This is a genomic window from Dolichospermum planctonicum (genome assembly GCF_005402965.1).
Lineage (GTDB): Bacteria > Cyanobacteriota > Cyanobacteriia > Cyanobacteriales > Nostocaceae > Dolichospermum > Dolichospermum planctonicum.
In genome coordinates this window covers 37,173-57,130 of record NZ_BJCF01000028.1, presented here as the reverse complement: position 1 = coordinate 57,130, position 19,958 = coordinate 37,173, and the positions used below count along the sequence as shown (strand labels likewise).

At 34.9% G+C, this 19,958-nt stretch carries 15 protein-coding genes and 1 pseudogene; 7 read left to right on the top strand and 9 right to left on the bottom strand.

The window, feature by feature from the left end:
• Window positions 1-59: 59 nt before the first annotated feature.
• The 3 genes from FFO06_RS13035 to FFO06_RS13025 all read right to left on the bottom strand — a co-directional run bounded on the left by FFO06_RS13035 (window position 60) and on the right by FFO06_RS13025 (window position 3,051).
• A complete protein-coding gene (locus tag FFO06_RS13035; protein ID WP_236097143.1) occupies window positions 60-458 on the bottom strand; it encodes a type II toxin-antitoxin system VapC family toxin in 399 nt (132 codons plus the stop codon).
• Window positions 455-676, bottom strand: coding sequence for a hypothetical protein (locus FFO06_RS13030; protein WP_137908429.1), 222 nt, complete (start codon window positions 674-676; stop codon window positions 455-457). The genes FFO06_RS13035 and FFO06_RS13030 overlap by 4 nt, the downstream gene beginning before the upstream one ends.
• A 146-nt stretch (window positions 677-822) precedes the next feature.
• Window positions 823-3,051: an NACHT C-terminal helical domain 2-containing protein gene (locus FFO06_RS13025; protein WP_137908428.1), complete on the bottom strand. Its 2,229-nt coding sequence runs from the start codon at window positions 3,049-3,051 to the stop codon at window positions 823-825.
• Between the two features lie 159 nt (window positions 3,052-3,210).
• Between FFO06_RS13025 and FFO06_RS13020 the strand changes: the two genes are divergently transcribed.
• Both FFO06_RS13020 and FFO06_RS13015 read left to right on the top strand, forming a co-directional pair.
• A complete protein-coding gene (locus FFO06_RS13020) occupies window positions 3,211-3,870 on the top strand; it encodes an exonuclease (RefSeq protein WP_137908427.1) in 660 nt (219 codons plus the stop codon).
• A gap of 163 nt (window positions 3,871-4,033) precedes the next feature.
• A pseudogene (locus FFO06_RS13015) lies at window positions 4,034-4,420 on the top strand (DUF29 family protein).
• A 287-nt stretch (window positions 4,421-4,707) separates the two neighbouring features.
• Here FFO06_RS13015 and FFO06_RS13010 read toward each other — a convergent pair.
• A complete protein-coding gene (locus tag FFO06_RS13010) occupies window positions 4,708-6,795 on the bottom strand; it encodes a serine/threonine-protein kinase (RefSeq protein WP_137908426.1) in 2,088 nt (695 codons plus the stop codon).
• A gap of 157 nt (window positions 6,796-6,952) precedes the next feature.
• On the bottom strand, window positions 6,953-8,656 hold the full coding sequence (locus tag FFO06_RS13005) for a serine/threonine-protein kinase (protein WP_137908425.1): 1,704 nt from the start codon (window positions 8,654-8,656) through the stop codon (window positions 6,953-6,955).
• Window positions 8,657-9,143: 487 nt separating this feature from the next.
• Between FFO06_RS13005 and FFO06_RS13000 the strand changes: the two genes are divergently transcribed.
• Window positions 9,144-10,658, top strand: coding sequence for a phenylacetate--CoA ligase family protein (locus FFO06_RS13000; protein ID WP_137908424.1), 1,515 nt, complete (start codon window positions 9,144-9,146; stop codon window positions 10,656-10,658).
• Window positions 10,659-10,789: 131 nt separating this feature from the next.
• Here FFO06_RS13000 and FFO06_RS12995 read toward each other — a convergent pair whose 3' ends face one another.
• The 3 genes from FFO06_RS12995 to FFO06_RS12985 form a co-directional block, all read right to left on the bottom strand.
• Window positions 10,790-11,722: a cobalamin-binding protein gene (locus FFO06_RS12995; protein WP_137908423.1), complete on the bottom strand. Its 933-nt coding sequence runs from the start codon at window positions 11,720-11,722 to the stop codon at window positions 10,790-10,792.
• Between the two features lie 266 nt (window positions 11,723-11,988).
• On the bottom strand, window positions 11,989-12,504 hold the full coding sequence (locus FFO06_RS12990; protein WP_137908422.1) for a hypothetical protein: 516 nt from the start codon (window positions 12,502-12,504) through the stop codon (window positions 11,989-11,991).
• A complete protein-coding gene (locus tag FFO06_RS12985) occupies window positions 12,494-12,700 on the bottom strand; it encodes a hypothetical protein (RefSeq protein WP_137908421.1) in 207 nt (68 codons plus the stop codon). The genes FFO06_RS12990 and FFO06_RS12985 overlap by 11 nt, the downstream gene beginning before the upstream one ends.
• A 538-nt stretch (window positions 12,701-13,238) precedes the next feature.
• Between FFO06_RS12985 and FFO06_RS12980 the strand changes: the two genes are divergently transcribed.
• From FFO06_RS12980 to FFO06_RS12965, 4 genes are all read left to right on the top strand, one after another.
• The gene (locus tag FFO06_RS12980) at window positions 13,239-13,817 is read left to right on the top strand and encodes a hypothetical protein (protein ID WP_137908420.1); all 579 of its coding nucleotides are present in this window, start codon (window positions 13,239-13,241) and stop codon (window positions 13,815-13,817) included.
• Window positions 13,810-14,100: a protochlorophyllide oxidoreductase gene (locus FFO06_RS21555; protein WP_201275455.1), complete on the top strand. Its 291-nt coding sequence runs from the start codon at window positions 13,810-13,812 to the stop codon at window positions 14,098-14,100. The genes FFO06_RS12980 and FFO06_RS21555 overlap by 8 nt, the downstream gene beginning before the upstream one ends.
• 69 nt (window positions 14,101-14,169) lie before the next feature.
• On the top strand, window positions 14,170-14,727 hold the full coding sequence (locus FFO06_RS12970; protein WP_137908419.1) for a hypothetical protein: 558 nt from the start codon (window positions 14,170-14,172) through the stop codon (window positions 14,725-14,727).
• Window positions 14,728-14,730: 3 nt separating this feature from the next.
• Complete coding sequence (locus FFO06_RS12965) at window positions 14,731-16,551, top strand: P-loop NTPase fold protein (RefSeq protein WP_137908418.1); 1,821 nt, start codon at window positions 14,731-14,733, stop codon at window positions 16,549-16,551.
• Between the two features lie 83 nt (window positions 16,552-16,634).
• On the opposite strand, the gene pruA is transcribed toward FFO06_RS12965, so the two are convergent.
• A complete protein-coding gene (gene pruA / locus FFO06_RS12960) occupies window positions 16,635-19,613 on the bottom strand; it encodes an L-glutamate gamma-semialdehyde dehydrogenase (protein WP_137908417.1) in 2,979 nt (992 codons plus the stop codon).
• Between the last annotated feature and the right edge of the window lie 345 nt (window positions 19,614-19,958).

Genomic DNA, 19,958 nt, shown 5'->3' with positions numbered 1-19,958 from the left:
CACCACCCCCCTTTTAATGATATGTATTCTCATTAAGCTTATTTCTCTTTAATTGATCGTTAGTTATTATGTACTACTATCTCTGCTTTTTTGATCTGTGACAGTTCAGGGTGCGGAATGTGGGTTAAAACTACGTAAAGGCTATCATAGACGGTTCTTTGATAATTGACTGCAAACTGATAGGCATCTTTTAATAATTCATCAGCAGGAAATATTTTTAACTGTATTTGCTGAAATAAATCAAGTATCATCTCAGCTTCGTGATTAGTTAAACCTTGAAATCGCTGTATTTTCCAAACAATATTACCAATTTCTGCATAAATTAAGTCTGGTGCAATCAAGGTAATTTGTTGTGCTTGATAAGCATCAAGAATTTTATTTGCTTCTAATGAATAATCTTGAGCAATAAACCATTTAATGGCTACACTGCTATCAATGACAATTTTATCTGTGATCATCTCTCTCTATCTTCTCGTAATAATTCTGTCAAATCAGAAAATTCTCCATATTTTTGCTTTAAGTTTTCTTGCAGGGTATGTATTTTTTGAACAATTTCAGTTTTTTCTATGTTGTTGCGTTTACCAAGATTAACCTGATTAATTCTTTCATCAACAATTCTATTAATTAAGGATTCTAAATCCTGTAAAGTCATTTTGGCAATAGATTGGTTTAGCATTTTTGGTCAATCTCCAGTGGTAACACAAGGGTTTTCTTAACTACAATTTATATACTATACCAGTAGTTTATAGTTTACTCAATCAACTTAGCTTTATTATAGCATACATATTTACTAAGATGATTTGATTACAAAAATGAGACAGTTTATTCTTGATATTTGAATGGGCGTTTTTCTATTTCTTCAATGGGTAATAGTAGGGTTTCTTCGATATAAGAGCGAATTTCTGGGGAACTAAGATGTAAGCAATATGTAAGTAATAAATTAGCATCATAATAGTCCCTGAGTATATTAATATCTTTATACATTAATTTCCATTGTTCTTGTAAATATGGATTTTCATAAAAAACCAATCTCTTGCTTAATTCTGAAGATTTAACTTCTGATTTTTGACTACGAATACTTGAAATACAAATGTTACTATTTTCTTGATATTGACTTAAATCTCCAATTATTAAGTCTTTAAATTCATCTAATGTAAATGTAAGTCTGGATATTATGTTATTACCCATATTTAAGCATCTAAATTTTATTTCATCAAAACCTTTATTCTCAATAATATTGTTTATTTGCTCAAAAGATAATGATGATATAAATATTTCAAACTGCAAATTACATATTTTATCATTCAAAACATTTGTCTTCAAAAAACTTAGCATCTCAAGATAGTTCTCATAAACATCCAATATATGTTTATCTATAAAATTAGGTAGTAAAGGATAAATATCCTGGATTACAAAATTTAAAAATTTTGGGTGATACTTGATATTTTTTATCTTCATGGAAATACTAGGCATTGTTTTATTAATATAATCCCTAAGTCTACTAGCATAGTAGTTCTCTATTTCTTCAAAAAAAGAATTTACTACAAATTCAAGTCCTTTAAATAAAATCTTGAAAGATTTATCAATTCTAGAAGCAAGTTCATAATATTTATTGTTGTCTTGATTGTTAATGTTTTCATTAAATCTTAATAAATATGCTAAATGCACTGCTATAAATGCTGATTTTTTATAGCATTCAGAAACAAAAAATAATTTTTGATTAATGCTGTTCAAGAAAGATTGTATATTCTGATGATTGAGAATAATATCGTCAATTTTACTTTTTAAAATGAGTATATTGATATTATGGTTCTGAACCAATAAATTAAATTCATATATAGCCTGTATCCTGATAATAGTATGTAAATAATAACATTCATCTCGCTTTTTAATCAAACAGCTTGATAGTAAATCATTAATCACTCGCTTCTGTCTATTCTTAGGTACATCCCAAAGTAAACAAGATAACCATATCTCTGGTAAATTAATATCTTGATTAGGATAAACTCCTACACGACAGAGTAAATTATAAGCCTGTAAATTATCATTTTTGAGTTTATCAAACTGAGATTTTACAAGTTGTTCTAAAGAACGATGTCTTAATAAGTCCTCACTGTTATCTTGCCAGTAAGCCTTTAAATCTCCTTTTGACTCCTTTAAAATATCAGCAGCAAGCAAAGACATAGCCTCAGCATTACCGCCATAATTTCGCCATATTGCATTTAAATAATCATTATATATTATGATCTGTTTATTTTCAAAATACTCTTGCCATGTTTTTTCATTTAATCCCTCTAAATCATAATTATAAAAAGTTGACAACCTGAAAATTTTATGCTCATAAATCTGCTCACGACTTGTAATAATGGTAATCCCTTGAATATTTTGATTAGCAAGTATTTCCAATAAATCTACATAATTCTGATGTGGTTCTATAAATTTACCATTTTTAAGAGCAGGTTCAAGATTATCAATTAAAATACCAATTTTTTGCTTCTGTAGTTGCGTTGTCAGTTGATCCAACATATTACCAAAATTTTGTGCTGGTGTAATTTTAAAAGTTTCTTTTAATTGAGATATTAACCATTCTTCAAGTGATTTAATGGTTTGAGATGTTGTACCTACATTAAGTTTTAAATAATCGCAACGTTGAATTTTAAACCAATTTTCAGCCAAGGTTGTTTTACCGATACCACCCTCAGCTTTAATCAAAATAACTTTTTTACCTTCATTAACTAGGTTGTTGATATTTGCTATATCTTCCTCACGTCCTAAAAAATTAGGATCTTTAAATATAGGATTTTCAATTTCCTCAATTTCAGTTTCGTTTGCTGTTATATCAACAATATCTTGCCAGTCTAAACCTAGTTTTCTGCAAATTTCCTCAAAATTCCAGCGTTCAATTGGTATCTGACGAAAGAAATTAGTAACAGTTGAACGAGAAAGCTCTAACTCTATAGCTAAGGCTGTTTGATTTAAGCTATTACTTCGCAAAGCTTTTTTTGCTTTCTCGATACCCTCTATAGATGCAGTAAGCGATCGCCCAGTCATATTTTAACCACAGAACTTTTAATTATTATAGCTAGAGTATTATCAAAAGTCATACACTCTCATACACAAAGTCATACACCCTAGATAACTTACTCAGACGCTATCTCAGACACCAACCCTCGAAGCTAGTTGATGTAGTCACTCAACACGCACAAAGCTATGAAATCTACCTACATTAACAGCCAATGCTACTACCAAGGTAATAACGGCGTTCTCCTTCCTGCTGTCACCACAGTTCTCAAAGCCACACAAACCCAAGAGTCCCGAAATGGACTTTACTATTGGCGGAAAAAAGTTGGAGATGCAGAAGCAAATCGTATTACTAATACTAGTCGTATTCGGGGAAATGATTTACACAAAATGATTCAGCACCATTTCCAAACTAACTCACTGCAACCTATAAACAACTTTATTCAACCTTATTGGGATAGCATTCAGCCTTTACTTAAAGATATTAGCGACGTGCAACTAGTTGAGCAAGTTGTACCTAACTATGTGGAAACTTACGCAGGTAAAGTTGATTTTGTGGCGCGTTATCAAGGTATTCCCCATGTCATTGAATGGACAACAGCCGAAGAACCAAAGGAGAAACTAGGAAAGCTTTATGATAAACCTTTACAGCTAACTGCTTATACTGGTGCAATTAATAGACAATATCAAACTAATCTATTTGGTGATAAAATTAATAATGCTTTAATTGTTGTGGCTTTACCTGATCAAGAAGCAGAAGTTTTTCAGTTTGATCGTACAAAGTTAGTTTATCACTGGAATCAATGGTTAAATAGGCTGCAAAACTTCCAATCTGTAGCTGCGGCGTGATGCGTGCCATCGCTCATACTCTAGCAAAAATTGGTAAAACTTGCACAACAACTGTTATTTTTAGTGGTGTATTTCTAGCGTAGCGTTATCAGCGCTATCCTAGAAATAGCAAACTTCAAGGAGAGAGCAAATCATGGAAGAATTACTATAACTCAGACAATTAGTGGTTTCTGGCAACCTAAAAGCGGCTCTATCTTTAATTGATGAATTAGAAGAAATGAGCAAAGAAGATAAAATCAATAAAATTTATAGCTATTGTGTAGTGCTTTTAGTCCATTTAATTAAACAACAGGCATAAAAAAGGACAACTCATGCTTGGGATGTTTCCATTTGTAATGCTATTGACGCAATTGATCGGATCAACAAACGCAGAAAAGCTGGACGATATTACATGAACAAAAAAGAAATAGAAGAAATTTTACCAGCAGCTTATAATCGAGCTTTAGATAATGCTTCTTTAGAAGCTTTTGGCGGAATTTATGATGAATTAACCTTGAGAAATATGGTAGATCAAGAATTAATTATCAAACAGGCATTAAATTTTATTTAAAATTAAATAAAGCGCGAACTTAATTAATCAAAAAAATTCTTTTCCTATTAACTATCTACAATTAATAAACAAAATCAAGAGGAATAATATGGAACTACAAACTTGCATACATACTCATACACCTGGAGAATATTTAGAAGTTAGAGGAAAAAGCACTTTATATTGTTGCAGTTTTTATCATTTTATTAATTCAATCAAAAAAATTATTCAGTCTTGAGGTACAAATTTATCTACGGTTGACTTCCTGATTCCTATACCTAACTAAGATCGGAAATGCTATAAACTTTTCAATTATTCTCAGGGTTTGGGGTTTCTGTCGGGGTTTCTATGGGTGTAGGTTCTTCTGTGGGTGTTTCTGTGGGTATTGGCTCTGGTTCTGGGGGATTTTCTGCTATGATAGTTAGTTCATAATCTACGGTTTCTGAGGCTGTGGAAACAACCACAAATTCATAAAATCCTGTTTCTGGTAATGTATTAGATATACTTCTTTCTTGAGAATCTTCTAAAAATGCAGTTTTCCCAGTAGGAGAATAAATTGATATTAAAACTTTTGAATTTGCTTTTAGTTTAACTTCTAAATTTTGATTTTTGGCTAGTCCAGCAATGAAAACTTTACCTCTTCCTGGTTTGAGACTCCCACTCACTGTTTTACCGGTAGCACCTTCAGGAAAGACTAATCTTTGAAATGCGCTTCTGTCAAGAATGGCGTTAAGTTGATCGTTGACAAATCCATACCAAACTTGTCCAATGGGTTGTTTGATAAAATCTTTACTTCTTTTTTCAGGAAATTTACTGAAAAAAGCAACATCCCCCAAATCATACAAAGAACGACTAGCAACGTTAATTTTATTAACTTCGGCTTTCCAGTTAGTGAGGACTGATAATGTATAAGTTCCTAGTTGACTACGGGATTCAGAACTGAGTTCTGACAGTTGTTCTAGAACTTCAGCGGCGGTTTGATCCCATTTTGCGCGTAACTTCTCATCTTCTGGACTATCGCTGAGAATACGCCCTTTTAAACTGGGGTATTTTGCCCAAAATAGATCGTTTGTAATTTTAACATAGAAGTTATAATTTATGTCTAATTCTTCACGGCGATCGCTTAATTTTTGTTTACGTTGTTTTTCCGCTGGTGAAAAATTAACTTCTGGTTTTACTGATTCCCTAGAATTGGGGTTAGATGTAATTATTGAGTGACTCCCGTTTAAATTATGACTGCGGTTTTTGAATCCCCACGTAAGTAAGCCACCGCTGGTAATTACAGCAAAGGTAATTATAAAAACATTTGTTGCCGTCCAAATACTCGGTTGAGGAGCAGTGGGAGTAATTTTAGGTGGGGAAACTGGGGTTTTCGGGGGAGAAAAAGCGATAGTTGCGGCGGTGGGGGGTTGAGTTTGGGGATAGTTAATAGGTTGAGGATTAAGGGCTTGCAGAACTTGACTAGCTGTTTGATAGCGATTACTGGCAATTGGTGATAACATTTTATCAATAATTTGCCCCAATGTAACACTTAAGCTAACTTCCCTTCGCCACTGCCAACTCAGATTATAAGTATCAATTAATTCTTGTGGTTCTTTACCTGTCAATAATACTAACATAGTGGCAGCTAAAGCATATAAGTCACTTTGGGCAGAAACCATACCCGTTTGCATTTGTTCTGGCGGGGCAAATCCCATTTTTCCCAACAAAGTTTCACTGGGAGAAGGTGTTTTTGCCCCTGTTTGATAATATTGAGAAGCGACATTTGCGGCTACTTGTTTCACGCCACCAAAATCAATTAAAACAGGTAATTGATCACTATTTCTCAACATTAAATTATCAGGAGAAATATCACGATGAATAACACCAAGAGAGTGAATATATTCCAGAACTGGTAAAATTTGCTGTAATAGTTGACGAATTTCTGTTTCTGTAAATTTTAAACCGCGTTGTTGACGATGTTTTAATAAAGAATTAAAAGTTTCACCATCTACATAATCTTGAATTAAAAAAAGACTTTCTTTACCTTGTAAATTAATTGGTAATAATTCCCGAAATCTAGGAATTTGGGAATGTTGTAATTTATAAAGAACACTTGCTTCCCTTTGAAAAAGTTCCGCTGCTTTTTGGAGCAGGTCAGGAGTTTGTATTTGGGGAGAAAATTCTTTTAAAACACAATTTTCTTGAAAACGGTTAATATCTGCGGCTAAATAAGTCCGGCCAAATCCTCCTTGGCCAATTTGCCGAATTATAACATAGCGATCGCCTAAAATTTGACCTGGTTGAATATGGTGATTTACAGATGTTGGTATATTGGCAATTTTCTCTCCACATTGACGACAAAAGCTACTACCAGGGGGATTTTGATGTCCTTGAGAACAATAAAGATTAGTCATCTGTCATTTGTCATTTATCAATTGTCAACTTAGAGACTTAGCAATTAGAAGTCGCGGCTATACAAACAATGTCCGCAGCGGCGGACTCAGGAAAAATTAGGAATTTCAAACCGATTTAGGTGGTTTTTACCTGTGTAAAGCGGTTTTTAACCCCAATTTAACTAGCTATTTTATCAGATGCGATCGCATACCAAATCTGTAAAAAAGTTTTTTGATTCAGTTGACCGCGTTTTTGACCAGGAAACAAGGGTTCAAAGGTTCGATATGTGTCCGTACGTAAATCTCGGAAAGATTTATATTTACCCAATTTACCAGCTTTAGCCAGTTGTTCCCACCGTTGGGAATCTTGTTGACTATAATTACCTATTTTCCGTCTAGCTGTTTGACTTAAATTTGCCTTTTCCAAATTATTTAATAACTGATTAGCAATGTTGCTCCATTGTTCCCGTAAAGCAGCATCTTCTGGTTTTTCCGTTAATTTCCGTCCCCTCAGATTCGGATTTTGCATATAGAAAATCTCATTAACTGTATTGGCGAAAAATACCCCAGAAATTTCTAATTCTTTAAGACGACTCAAAACCTCTTGAATACTGCGTTTACTATTTTTTCCACCCCCAGAATTATTAATAGCAGGTATCTTGGGAACTGCAAATTCAGGAAATGTAATTGATGATATCTCCTTCACCGCAAAATTACTCAAAGCGAACATACCCACACCTGTTAATAACACCCCCGTTGTCATCATCAAGCTAACAGTAAAAGGACGTAACCATGCTGGCATAGGTATTTTCTGTACAAATAATGTCGTCTTATTGTGGAAGCTACCACCGATAGTACGGACTTTTTTGATACCTGGTGCGACTATTTGAGTTTTCAGCTTAGTCATATCAGGATGGGAATGATTGTGAGAATTTATCATAGTTTGCCCCCTAGATGCCATAGATGCCAAAGGTAAATCTTTAATAACTTGTTCAGCCTTTTGATAGCGATCGCTGGGCTTATGGGCTAACATCTTTCTTAACACAGTCTCTAACTTGGGACTCACCTTAATTTCCTTACCCCAAAGCCAAACCCCATTAAAACCATCATAAAGTAAATTTGGTTGTTTCCCCGTAATTAGCACTAAAGCTGTCACCGCTAAAGAATAAAAATCGCTACTTTTATATACCTTTCCTTGAAGTAACTGTTCTTCCGGTGCATAGCCTTTTTTACCTAATAAAGTTCCATTTCCCGCCAATTGCGTCCGCAAAAACCCTTGATAAGCTGGTAACTGTTTCACACCCCCAAAATCAATCAACACGGGTAAATTATCACTTTGGCGTAAAATCAAATTATCCGGGGAAATATCGCGGTGAACAATATCTAAACCATGAATATAAGCCAGCACCGGAAGAATATTGTGCAGTAAATTAATCACCTCCTCCTCACTAAAACACTTTCCCCGACTTTGACGCTGTGCCAATAATTGGTCGTAATTATCACCCTCAATATAATCTTGCACCAAAAAGAAAAGATCCTTAATTCCAATTTTTACCTGAAAAGCGGAGTGAAAAAACGGAATTTGGGAGTGTTGGATTTTTTTCAGAACACTCGCTTCCCGTACAAACAAGTCCTTGGCCTTTTGTAAATCCTGGGGTTTGACAACTTGGGGCGCAAATTCCTTTAAAACGCAGATTTTCCGAGATTTTTGCCTATCAATAGCCAAATAACTGCGTCCAAAGCCACCTTGTCCTAATATACGTCCAATTTCATAACGATTATCAATAACTTGCCCCACAGTCAAGGGTAGTGATTCACCGCAAAAAGTACAAAAACGGTGATTACTATTATTTGCGTGTTTTTGACTGCAATATACTTGCATAATACTACGAGATAAATTAAGTCTAATCAAGTTATACAACATCACCAGAAGGATTTACGCAATATTTGCTCACGGAGTATGAAAATAAAAATTCCATTATAAATATTAATAATTAGCAATATTCTGTAATTTTGAGTAAATATCTATTTTTAGGGTTGACATCTCAAGATTTTTGTTCTATTGTCATTATAATGATTAAGTCTAGCCTTTTAAATCTTAAAAACTTAATACTAATTAAAATTACCCGAAAATTACCCGCGTTCTTTGGTCTTTATTTAAAAATATAAATAAAATATATTGGAAATTTAAGATCAACGAACCACAGAGGACACAGAGGACACAGAGGACACAAAGACGGAAAAGAAAACTTTGAAAAAATTTGATGCAGTTTTACGGGAAAATGGTATGATTACCAGTCTATTTTCGACATGATAAACATAAATTAAATAAATCTAGTCAACAGCATAGTTTTTACCTGAGATAAATTATGAAATCCCCAACGGAAACCCAAAATATAATTCAAGAACTCACCAACTTTATATCTCTTCCTTTAAAGGAAAAACTTCAACGGTGTCCTGATGATGATCTAGAAATAACTGTGATCAAATTATTTCAGAAAGTCGCAGCCAATGTACCTGCATATCAAGAATTTTTAGCAAAAGCCGGAATTAAACCAGATACTATTCAAACTTTAGCAGATTTTCAGAAAATCCCGAAAATTAATAAGGAGAATTATCTAGCAAAATATCCTGTATCTCAATTGTGTTATCATGGAAAAATAGAAAACTGTGATTTTATAGCTGCTTCCTCCGGTTCTACAGGAAAATCAACATTTTGGCCGCGTTTTTTAACAGATGAATTACACATAGCCACCCGCTTTGAGCAAATTTTTCATAATAGTTTTTACGCAGATTCTCAAACTACTTTAGCAGTAATTTGTTTTTCCTTGGGAACTTGGGTAGGAGGAATGTTTACTACTAATTGTTGTCGTTATTTAGCTGCTAAAGGTTATCCCCTGACCGTCATTACTCCAGGTAATAATAAACCGGAAATTTTGCGAATTGTCCAGGAATTAGGAACTAACTTTCAGCAAGTTGTATTATTAGGATATCCACCATTTTTAAAAGATGTCATTGATACGGGTCTTGCTCAGGGAATGCAATGGAAACAATATAATATTAAATTGGTAATGGCCGGAGAAGTATTTAGTGAGGAATGGCGAAATTTAGTCGCTGAAAGAATGGGTTCTGAAAATCCCTGTGATGATTTTGCTTCTTTATATGGAACAGCAGACGCGGGAGTTTTAGGAAATGAAACCCCTTTAAGTATATGTATTCGACGGTTTTTAGCGCGTACTCCCGCAGCAGCCAAAGCATTATTTGGAGAGTCCCGTTTACCTACTTTAGTCCAATATGATCCTAGCAGTCGGTTTTTTGAAGTTGAAGAGGGAAATCTCCTATTTTCTGGGGATAATGGAGTTCCTTTAATTAGATATAGTATTCTTGATCATGGTGGTTTAATTTCCTATCCAGAAATGCTAGAATTTTTAGCAACTTGGGGTTTTAATCCTCTCATAGAATTAGAAAATCATCGCGGAATTAATCAGTTACCTTTTGTCTATGTTTTCGGACGTTCTAACTTTACAGTTTCCTATTTTGGCGCAAATATCTATCCAGAAAATATTACAGTAGGTTTAGAACAACCAATTATTAGAGAATGGGTAACGGGTAAATTTGTATTACAAGTAAAAGAAGATTTAGACAAAAACCGCTTTTTATCTGTAGTCGTCGAACTAGCACCAGGAATAGAAGATCAAGAACAGAAAAAATCATCTATTACTAACTCTATTCTGACCCAATTATTACGTCTGAATAGTGAATTTGCTAATTATGTTCCCCCCCAATATCAAACCCCCTTAGTAGAATTAAAACCCATTGGTGATCTTGAATATTTTCCCATAGGAGTCAAACACAGATATACTCGAAACAACACGAGTAAATAGGTAAGAATTGAATATCTCAAACTTTGTTTATTTGCGTATCTGCGCGAAACAACAATAATAATAACGCAACGCAACGCAATGTTTAAGACATTATCAAACTCCTACCTACAATCAAGTTATTTGCATACTGCTTACAAAGTTTGCCAACCAGTACCTTGATAACCATAATCAAAGATATCAGGATGCAATATTTCTGCTAATATCTCCACAGAATCTACCAATCGTGGACCAGGACGGTTAAAATAAGCATTACCATCGGTAATGAAAACCCTTCCACTTTGAACAGCGTGGAGTTTTTTCCATTCTGGACGTTGAGTTAATAATTCAGCTTGTTGCTGAGTCCGTTGCAAATCAAAGCCACAAGGCATGAAAATAATTACATCTGGGTTACTAGCTACTAGTGTTTCCCATTGTACATGAACAGCGGGTTTACCCATCAAACAAAACAATGATTGTCCCCCTGCTAAATTAATTAATTCAGGAACCCAATTTGCAGCAGCTATTAAAGGATCAGTCCATTCAATACAAGCTACCCTCGGCATTTCTGCATTAGAAAGCCCCTGTAGTTTGCGCTTGCAAATTTTAATACGGGCTTCTAAGTTATCCAGTATTTGTACTGAATCTACGCCGAAAGTGCGACTAACTCGTTCAATATCACCCCAAACATCTTGTAATGTGTTAGGCTGTAAAGATATAATTTGGGGTGAACTGTGGGTAAGTTGGGCAACTGCTGCTTCTACTTCTGGTAAAGTAACAGAAAAAGCATCACATTGGTCTTGAGTGACAATGTGGGTAGGGTGCAATTTCTCCAAAACATCAACTTTGATCTTGTGAATACTTAAAGCAGATTGTAGTACATCATTGACTTGATTATGAACAGAGTTCTTACTAGCATGACCATTAAAACGTGCTTGGGTACAAACTGGACGATTTACGATTTCTGGAGGATAGTCACATTCATGAGACCTGCCTACTATAGCATCAAATAAACCCAGTTTAGCGATAATTTCCGTAGCACTCGGAATTAAAGAAACAATTCTGATATCGTTATTTGTACTAATCATAGTTCCACCCCCTGCTAATAGGAGTTCAGGAGTTAAAAATAGAAAATGGTGTTAAGTTTTTTTAACAGACGTTTCTACTTTCATTGTGGCATATTTTCTGAGGGTGGGTATCTATCTTGAGGATGTTAGTATTTTTATTTTTCGCTAAGATGCTAAGGTACAAAGTTTTATTCTAGACACGAATACGCAGTTACCCATCTTAATTAGTAATTATATTAGTAATTATATTTCAATCTGGGGATTTTATCTGAATTTAGATATTCAGATCAATAAGGTTCATGAATTGATTTACATTCCCAAAACAGTCCGGGTCTTACTATTAAAATTTGCTCATTTGGCATCATTAATTCCCAATAAGCCAGCCCAGAATCATCTTCTAAATCTGGTTCTAAAATTAGTTCGTAATGATCCTCAAATGATAAAGTAAGTTTAAAATTATGATTACCACCAAGCGCAAAATTAGTTAGTTTTTTATTTTCTAAATACTGTAACGGTATTTTAGCAAGTTCGGCAGCGTTTTGATAATTTGCGTACATATATGAATGACTGAAAATATTATCTCCTAGCATTAAATACCAAGGTGTAGCCCTAGTGCTAAGTTGCCAGCTTCCTTTGCGTAAATGTGCTAATCTAGGATGATTGTAGGCAGTCATTTCACCAAAATCTAACAGTAATTCATCACCATAACTAAATGCAATTTGATGGCAAGTTTCGCCAATAATTGGTTGAGTAATTTGATTTAGATCTAGTATTGAATTAGCAAGAGATGTTTTAGGAGTCATAATTAATATCCTCTAAAAATTCTTTAGCCTTCTGACGGAGTTCTGGATAAGTAAAATAACCTCTATCATTTAAAGTTCCACCATAACCATTTGTTTTTTCTTGCTCCAGAAATCTACCAAAAGCTTTTCTTTCTTTCCCTAACATACCAAATTCTCTCGCAATTGCATCAAGGTTAAGATCACCTTTTTTACCCATAAATATAGATAAACCCTGATTTTATATTCTAACATCAAAATATCATAATTTGTCAGAAACAGGATATCTAGGATTTAAGGATTTACAGGATAGGGATATTAAAAACCTACAGATACCTTCATGTTCTTCGCTTCTATCCCTACGGGACGCTACGCAAACGTAGTTCATTTTTGACTAAGGGTAATTCATAAATTACCCCTGTAAGCGGGAAATTATACTGGTAAAATTAGGATCAATTTACATCAATTCTTAATAGTTGCAATTACTTTTGCTGAATCTGGTGAATTTGAGTCTTTGTTTAGTTGGGAAGAAGATCAATCTTGAGTTATTGAATATTACAGCACTTCCCGGTGTTATGAGGTACATATCTAGCGGGCAAGATGCCCGCACTACAAGAGTTTCATGATTCAACTTTGTACCTCATAAGAGCGGAAACCGCTGTAAATACTCAATAAATCCTTATTGTTTTGTAAAAGGCTAAGATATCAATGTATAGTTTTGAGATTGTAAAGTAATTGTAAGAAGGGTGTAAAACAAATTGACTACTATCGGAAGTTATCACGTAAAAGTTTTAATTGAATCCAACGCTGAGGAAGTTGCTTTTATTTCTCCAGCAACTATTGATGATATGCCCACAAATTGGTCTTGTAACTGGTTAAATATTTGCAATGAAACAGCCTTCTACTGTCAAAATATAGTTAAACTTGTTTATAATGATAAAATCTGGGGATTAATAAAATATAGTCTTTATCCATATACTTATCCTGATCCGAGTCCCCCTATATTTCTGGAAATAAATAATTTAGAAGCACACCCTACCAGTCGAGGAGATGTTGCTACAAGATTAATTGAACCTATTGGTAAATGGTTGATTTGGTATGCAATAAAGGTTGGTTTCGAGTTTTGTGAACCAAAACCAGAAGCACCGCTAATTATACTAGATGCTTTGGATAAAGCTGTGCCATACTATAGAGATAAGGTACAAATGGAGTATCTTGGTTTATCATGTAGCACACCTGGAGAAGATTTATATGGCTTCAGATTTTCACGAACCGCAGCAGCAGAATTTTGTCAGCGACATGAAACAATATGGGGAGAACCCAAGCGATATGAGTAGTGACGAAATAATGGCAGGGTCAAAAGAGATAATGACTCATGCTCAAAGACAAGCTTTTCTGAAAACATCTTATGCAGGAAAGTTATTTGGTGTTGCACATTTACTTCCCGAAGTGATAGAGGTAACAGAAGAAAGATCAGAAAATTTACCACACTTAAAAGAATTGTTTCTTGATTTTGCAACTACAGAAGCATTAAAAAATAACACATTACAACCTTACACCATAGAAATGTCGGAAACTGCTCATACTTTAGTTAAAGGTGTAGAATTAGATGATCAGTAAACGTCCTAAATACCTTGTGACTTTGGCACATACTAGATATAATAGGTTACAATTCAACATGAGGTTAAGATGATCAAGCTTAATACAGAGCAGATGTTATATCTGTTTTACGCTCATGCTTACTCTGAGGAAGCTACAGTTACTAAAGGTAACGTAAAATCTTACTTACCAACACAGTACAAAGGAGAATGTGAAAAAATATATGAATTTCTGCGAAGATTGGAACTAATACAACAAATCACAAAGGGACGTTTTTCTGTAACAGAACGAGGTAAAGAAGCATTGCTTCAAAATTTTAGTTGTACTGATTATCAGTTTGATTCTATCAAGGGTCCGAAGGTCTTAAATACTTTGGTCAAATTTATGCAACAAGCTACTCAGTCTCCTTTTTTGGAAGATATGACATTTGATGGATTTAAGGATAAATTTAAAACGCTGTACTTTGAAGAAAGAAAAGCAAAATCATTAAAAGGTTTTGCTATAGTTCACAAACAAGAAGTTTCTAAAAAATTCATAGATAAATATTCTATTTCTCAGGAAAAATTTGAAGAAAATTTTGAATTGCTGAAATCCGCAGGAGAAATCACAGAAGGAAGAGATGACGACCTTATTGAATGGGTGGAGTAGTTTATGGGTATAGGGGAAGACACAGGAAAGAAAGAGCAAATTAGAGAATTTCTTGCTCGTGTTAATCGTGGACTAGGATTTATTGAAGATATTTGGGTCGAACGTGAAGTAAAAACACCAGGAACAGAGGGACAGTATAATTTGGCAAGAGGATTATCTGGAAAACCTATATCTAATATTACTGATCTTCTTAAAGATGATATAAAACATACTTTTGATAATAGTCTGTTTACTTTTAGGTTTATAGCAGCCGATCCTGGTAGTGGGAAAACCACTTTACTTAACTATTTACGTGAATTGATCGAAATAGAACCTATTTATCGCAAGTATTCAGTTATTGTTTATTTTCCATTTAATGCGTTACTTGCTGATGCGAGTGGTGAAAGCTTTGGAGTAAAATTATATTCCTATATATTAACCAAAACTTTCTGGGTATTAATGAAAGATAATTCTAATTTATCTATAAATATTGGGAAAGCATCTGAAAGTTTTTTGTCCAGATTAATGGGTAAAGAAAAAGTTGCTCAGATAAAACTAAATAATGATAATGCAATACTTTTTGCGAATCAATTAAACATTTTTCTATCTGAGATTAAGGTAAATTTTAAAGATTTATTCTTTTCTGTTGTTCAAGAGATTTTAAAGTCTGAACCACAGGCAAATTTTGTATATCTAATGGACGAACTAGATTCACTGAAACCCGATTATTTAGATGATGCTAGAGCAATTATCAGAGATTTAATAAATGAGACTTGTAATATTAAAAAGCCACGTTTGATGGTTTATATAGTAGGTCAATCACGGCAAGTTGACTCTTTCATTGAAAAAGATGCAGGTTTATATAGCAGAGTTATTAATAATTTGATAACGCTTGTTCGTTTTCGTAAAGAGGAATGTTTAAAAATTAAAACACTAATAGAAGAACGAATTAAAGGTGCTTACTCTAGTTGTAAAGATTTTGATAAAGCCTGGAATGAATTAAAAAGTATAGCTTTAGAACCTACTAGTTATCAAAGTTTAAGAGAATTTTGTGAAGTATATTCTCAAAGAGTTATTACAATTCATGAAACATATTTTAAATTTTTCGATGAACCATTTAACCGCTTTGAAAGTAAAGCTAGGGAACTAGTTGAAACGGAATCTCGCAACAAATGGGTTAAATTTCTTGGTGATTCTTTAATTGAAGAGAAAATTTTTCCTGAAAAAACTGAAAATCATTTAGGTCATAACGGTTGGAGAAAATATAAAGGTAAAGGTGGATATTCATTACTAATTTCTGACAGTACAACACGCATTAAGAATCATAATGTTGATTGCTATGTAGAGTTAAGACACCATGATGATGCCGTAGCAAAGGCTTACGGAGAAGCTAAAAATTATTCATTGATAAAGGAACATCTAGATACTTTCCAGGAATGGTTAAAGGATTTTGATTTTTCTGTAGATAAAGATAACCTACCACCTGATCTTGCTTTTTTAATAGCTCCTGGTTGTACTGAATTACAAATAAGGAAATTAAAAAACAAAAATATTGAATTTCTTAAAACTGAGAGAATTGATGAAACTGATAGATCAGGATCATCATCGCATGAAAATGTAGATCCTGTATTATCATTTATTAATACTGCTGATAGAGAAAAAATGATCCAAATTTTGAGAGGTACGAGAATTCAACAAATAACTATTGATAAAATCATAAGAAATAGACCTTATTCTCAACTTGATGAGTTGGAGTCTAAAGCAAAAACCAGCAAGTCTATGAGAGACAAGATTGAAGATAAGATTGGAAAAGAAGATTGCAATTTATTTTGCACAACCACTTAATATCTATTAAGTCAGAAGTCTAAATGATCTGATCCCCGACTTCTTCAAGAAGTCGGGGATCTTTATAAACCCCTACAAATTAATTATTCATTACCCTCAATTGGCGCAAAACCTTGACGTTGGATGTTTTCTGTGATATGGCGTGGTTCTAAGAATTGCAAAAGATAATCTGGTCCTCCTGCTTTTGAACCGACTCCAGAAAGTTTAAATCCACCGAAAGGTTGACGAGATACTATTGCACCAGTTATATTCCGGTTAATGTATAAGTTCCCTACTTCAAATTCAGCTTGCGCTTGTTCAATGTGGGAAGGGGTACGGGAATAAAGACCACCTGTTAAAGCGTAATTTGTGTTATTTGCAACTTCTAAAGCTTCTTGAAAATCTTTAACTCTAATTACCGCTAAAACAGGTCCAAATATTTCCTGTTGTGCAATAACTCCATTTGCGGGTACTTCCGAAAAAATCACAGGACCGATAAAATATCCTTGGGTGGGTGCGGGTAAATCTAAAGCTAATTTAGCTTCTTTTTTGCCTTCTTCAATATATTCTAAAATGCGAGCTTGGGCATTAGCGTCAATTACCGGACCAACTTGGGTACTGGGTAACTCCGCTTCTCCAATATTTAAAGATTTTGTCGCTTCTACCAACCTTTCCACAAAAGCATCATAAATAGGTTCAAGCACAATTACCCGTGAACAAGCAGAACATTTTTGTCCACTATAACCAAAAGCAGATTGCACAACGCCGACAACAGCTTGGTCTAAATCAGCACTTTCATCAACAATGATCCCATTTTTGCCTCCCATTTCCGCAATTACTTTTTTGAGGTGCTTTTGACCAGGTTTTAAGATGGCGGCTTCTGCGTAAATTCTACAGCCTACTTCCTGAGAACCAGTAAAAGCAATAACATGAGTATCAGGATGATTTACCAAATAAGCACCCACTTGAGAACCCTTGCCTGGGACGTATTGAAAAACACCTTTAGGGATTCCTGCTTCTATTAATATTTCTGTAAATTTTGCTGTAATTACAGAAGAAGTTTCCGCAGGTTTGAGTAGAGTACAATTTCCTGAAACCAAAGCAGCGACGGTCATACCGCAAGCAATAGCTAGAGGGAAATTCCAGGGAGAAATTACAATTGCGATTCCTTTGGGCTGGTAAATATAACGATTAGTTTCGCCAAGAACATCGTAAATTATACCTTTATCCAGCCTTTCCATTTCCTCAGCGTAATAAAGACAAAAATCAATTGCTTCCGAAACTTCCGCGTCAGCTTCCTTAACGGGTTTTCCTACTTCCAAAACTATCCAAGCCGAAAGTTCAGCGCGTCTTTGTTCCATCAACTTCCCAGCTTGACGCAAAATATTAGCGCGTTGTTTAACGGGAGTTTTTTTCCAAGCGGGAAAAGCAGCTTTAGCAAATTTCATTGCTTCCTCAGCTTGTTCAACGCTAAGTAAACCTACTTTACCAACAACCTGACTAAAATTAGAAGGATTAAGAGAATCAACAAAAGTTGTCGTATTCACATATTCACCATTGATTAAAGGTAAATAAGTGTTACCCAACTGCGGACGCACACCCTCAAAAGCTAACCGCGACCTATTTCTGCTTTCCTCATTAGCAAAATCAGTATCCGCAACACCGCAGAACCCCCCCTTAGTCCCACCCGCAAGTGAGGAGGAAGTTAGAACTGGTATTGGTGGTGCTAACAACTCCTCAACGGGACGATTTTCCAGATTTTGGCGTAAAAAGGAGCTATTTGCGGTATTTTCCAACAACCTCCGAATTAAATAAGCCATTCCCGGTAATAAGTCACCGTAGGGACAATAGACCCGGACACGATAACCCTTATCTACCAAGGCTTTGGCTATTTTATCACCCATGCCGTAAAGCACTTGCATTTCAAAGCGACGACGGGGAACTTGAAGACTTTCCGCAATGGCTATGGCGCGAGATTGCGATCGCACATTATGACTACCTATGGCAGAATATACATACTGATGATTTTCTAACAATAACTGGGTAATAGCTTCAAAATTGGCATCTGTGGCGACTTTATCATGATAAACCGGTTGCGGCCAATGTTTTTGAGCGGCTTTGATAGTTTCCTGGTCCCAATACGCACCTTTAACCAAGCGAATAGTAAGAGGATAACCCCGCTGTTGTAACCAAGCAATGATCTTTCTAGCGTCCTGTTCACTGTCGCGGAGATATGCTTGAATGGTCATACCAATATCGGTACGTTGACGAAATTCCGCTTCCAGTAAAAGTTTTTTGAGAATGGTTAAAGTAATGTCTTTATAGGCGTATTGTTCCATATCAAAATGTACTGCTGTACCCAATTCTTTGGCACGACGGAGTAAAGTCCGAATATGTTCGCTTACTCTCGCTTCACTACCTTCAGCATCTAAAGGGTCAAATTGGGAATAAAACGCCGTTAATTTGACAGAAACCTGGACTTTAGGGACATTTTCGCCGTCTGCTTCGTCAATAGCTGGAATTTTCGCCCAATTTTGCGATGCTTCGACCAACTGCTGCATCAATTCCAGGTATTTTTCTAAATAAGATTGTGCCTCTATTTCCGTAATTACCGCTTCACCAAGTAAGTCAATGGTGAAAGCCATTTTATCTTTTCTCAGTCTTTCAACGGTTTTGATAACTTGCTTGATATTTTCCCCAGAAATATATTTATGTGCTAAAGTTTGCACAGCATTTCCCACTGTTGTCGCTGCTACCTGTGCAGGCATAGAATCCGGGTTAGCAAAGTTTAAAATTGCTTTTAAAGCCGCTGGTAATTCTACGGATTCATCTCCCAAATATTCTTGTAAATGGGACGCAATTTCTGATTTACTATGTAAAGCGGGTAAAGTATCTATGAACCGAAATAATTGTACTCGTAAACCGGGGTTACTCATAGCCCAGTCGAGTAATTTATCGTCCCAGCGCATTTGGTCGCGTAAAGCAGCTAAAAATGAGCGATTTTCCTGGGTAACAGCCAAAACCTGTCTAGCAATTTCTTGGGTTTTCTCTTCGTATCTGTTGCTTTCTACTTGTAATACCATAAAATTTGTTTTTTGAAGTAATTTTAAATGATGGTTATGGTCTTATTTCTAACTTAGTTAACGCCATTTTGTAAACTTTACCAGTGGGTTTGAATGTGGTTTTAGCGAATATCTGAGAAAATGGGGGTTGAGTATCCTTGTACAGGACTTACGCAAAACAAAATAAAACCTGTTTCCCATTTCTAGGTCACCTAGTCTTAGGGACTTACCTGAATATGCCTATCCCTCACGGGACGCTCCCCGTTAGCGCGGCTTTCGCTTTAGCGATACTTAGTTGATCACTCCATGAATTGTACCTAAGTTCTATTTGTAGTTAAGTGTAGTTGCACAAAAAAACGACTAATA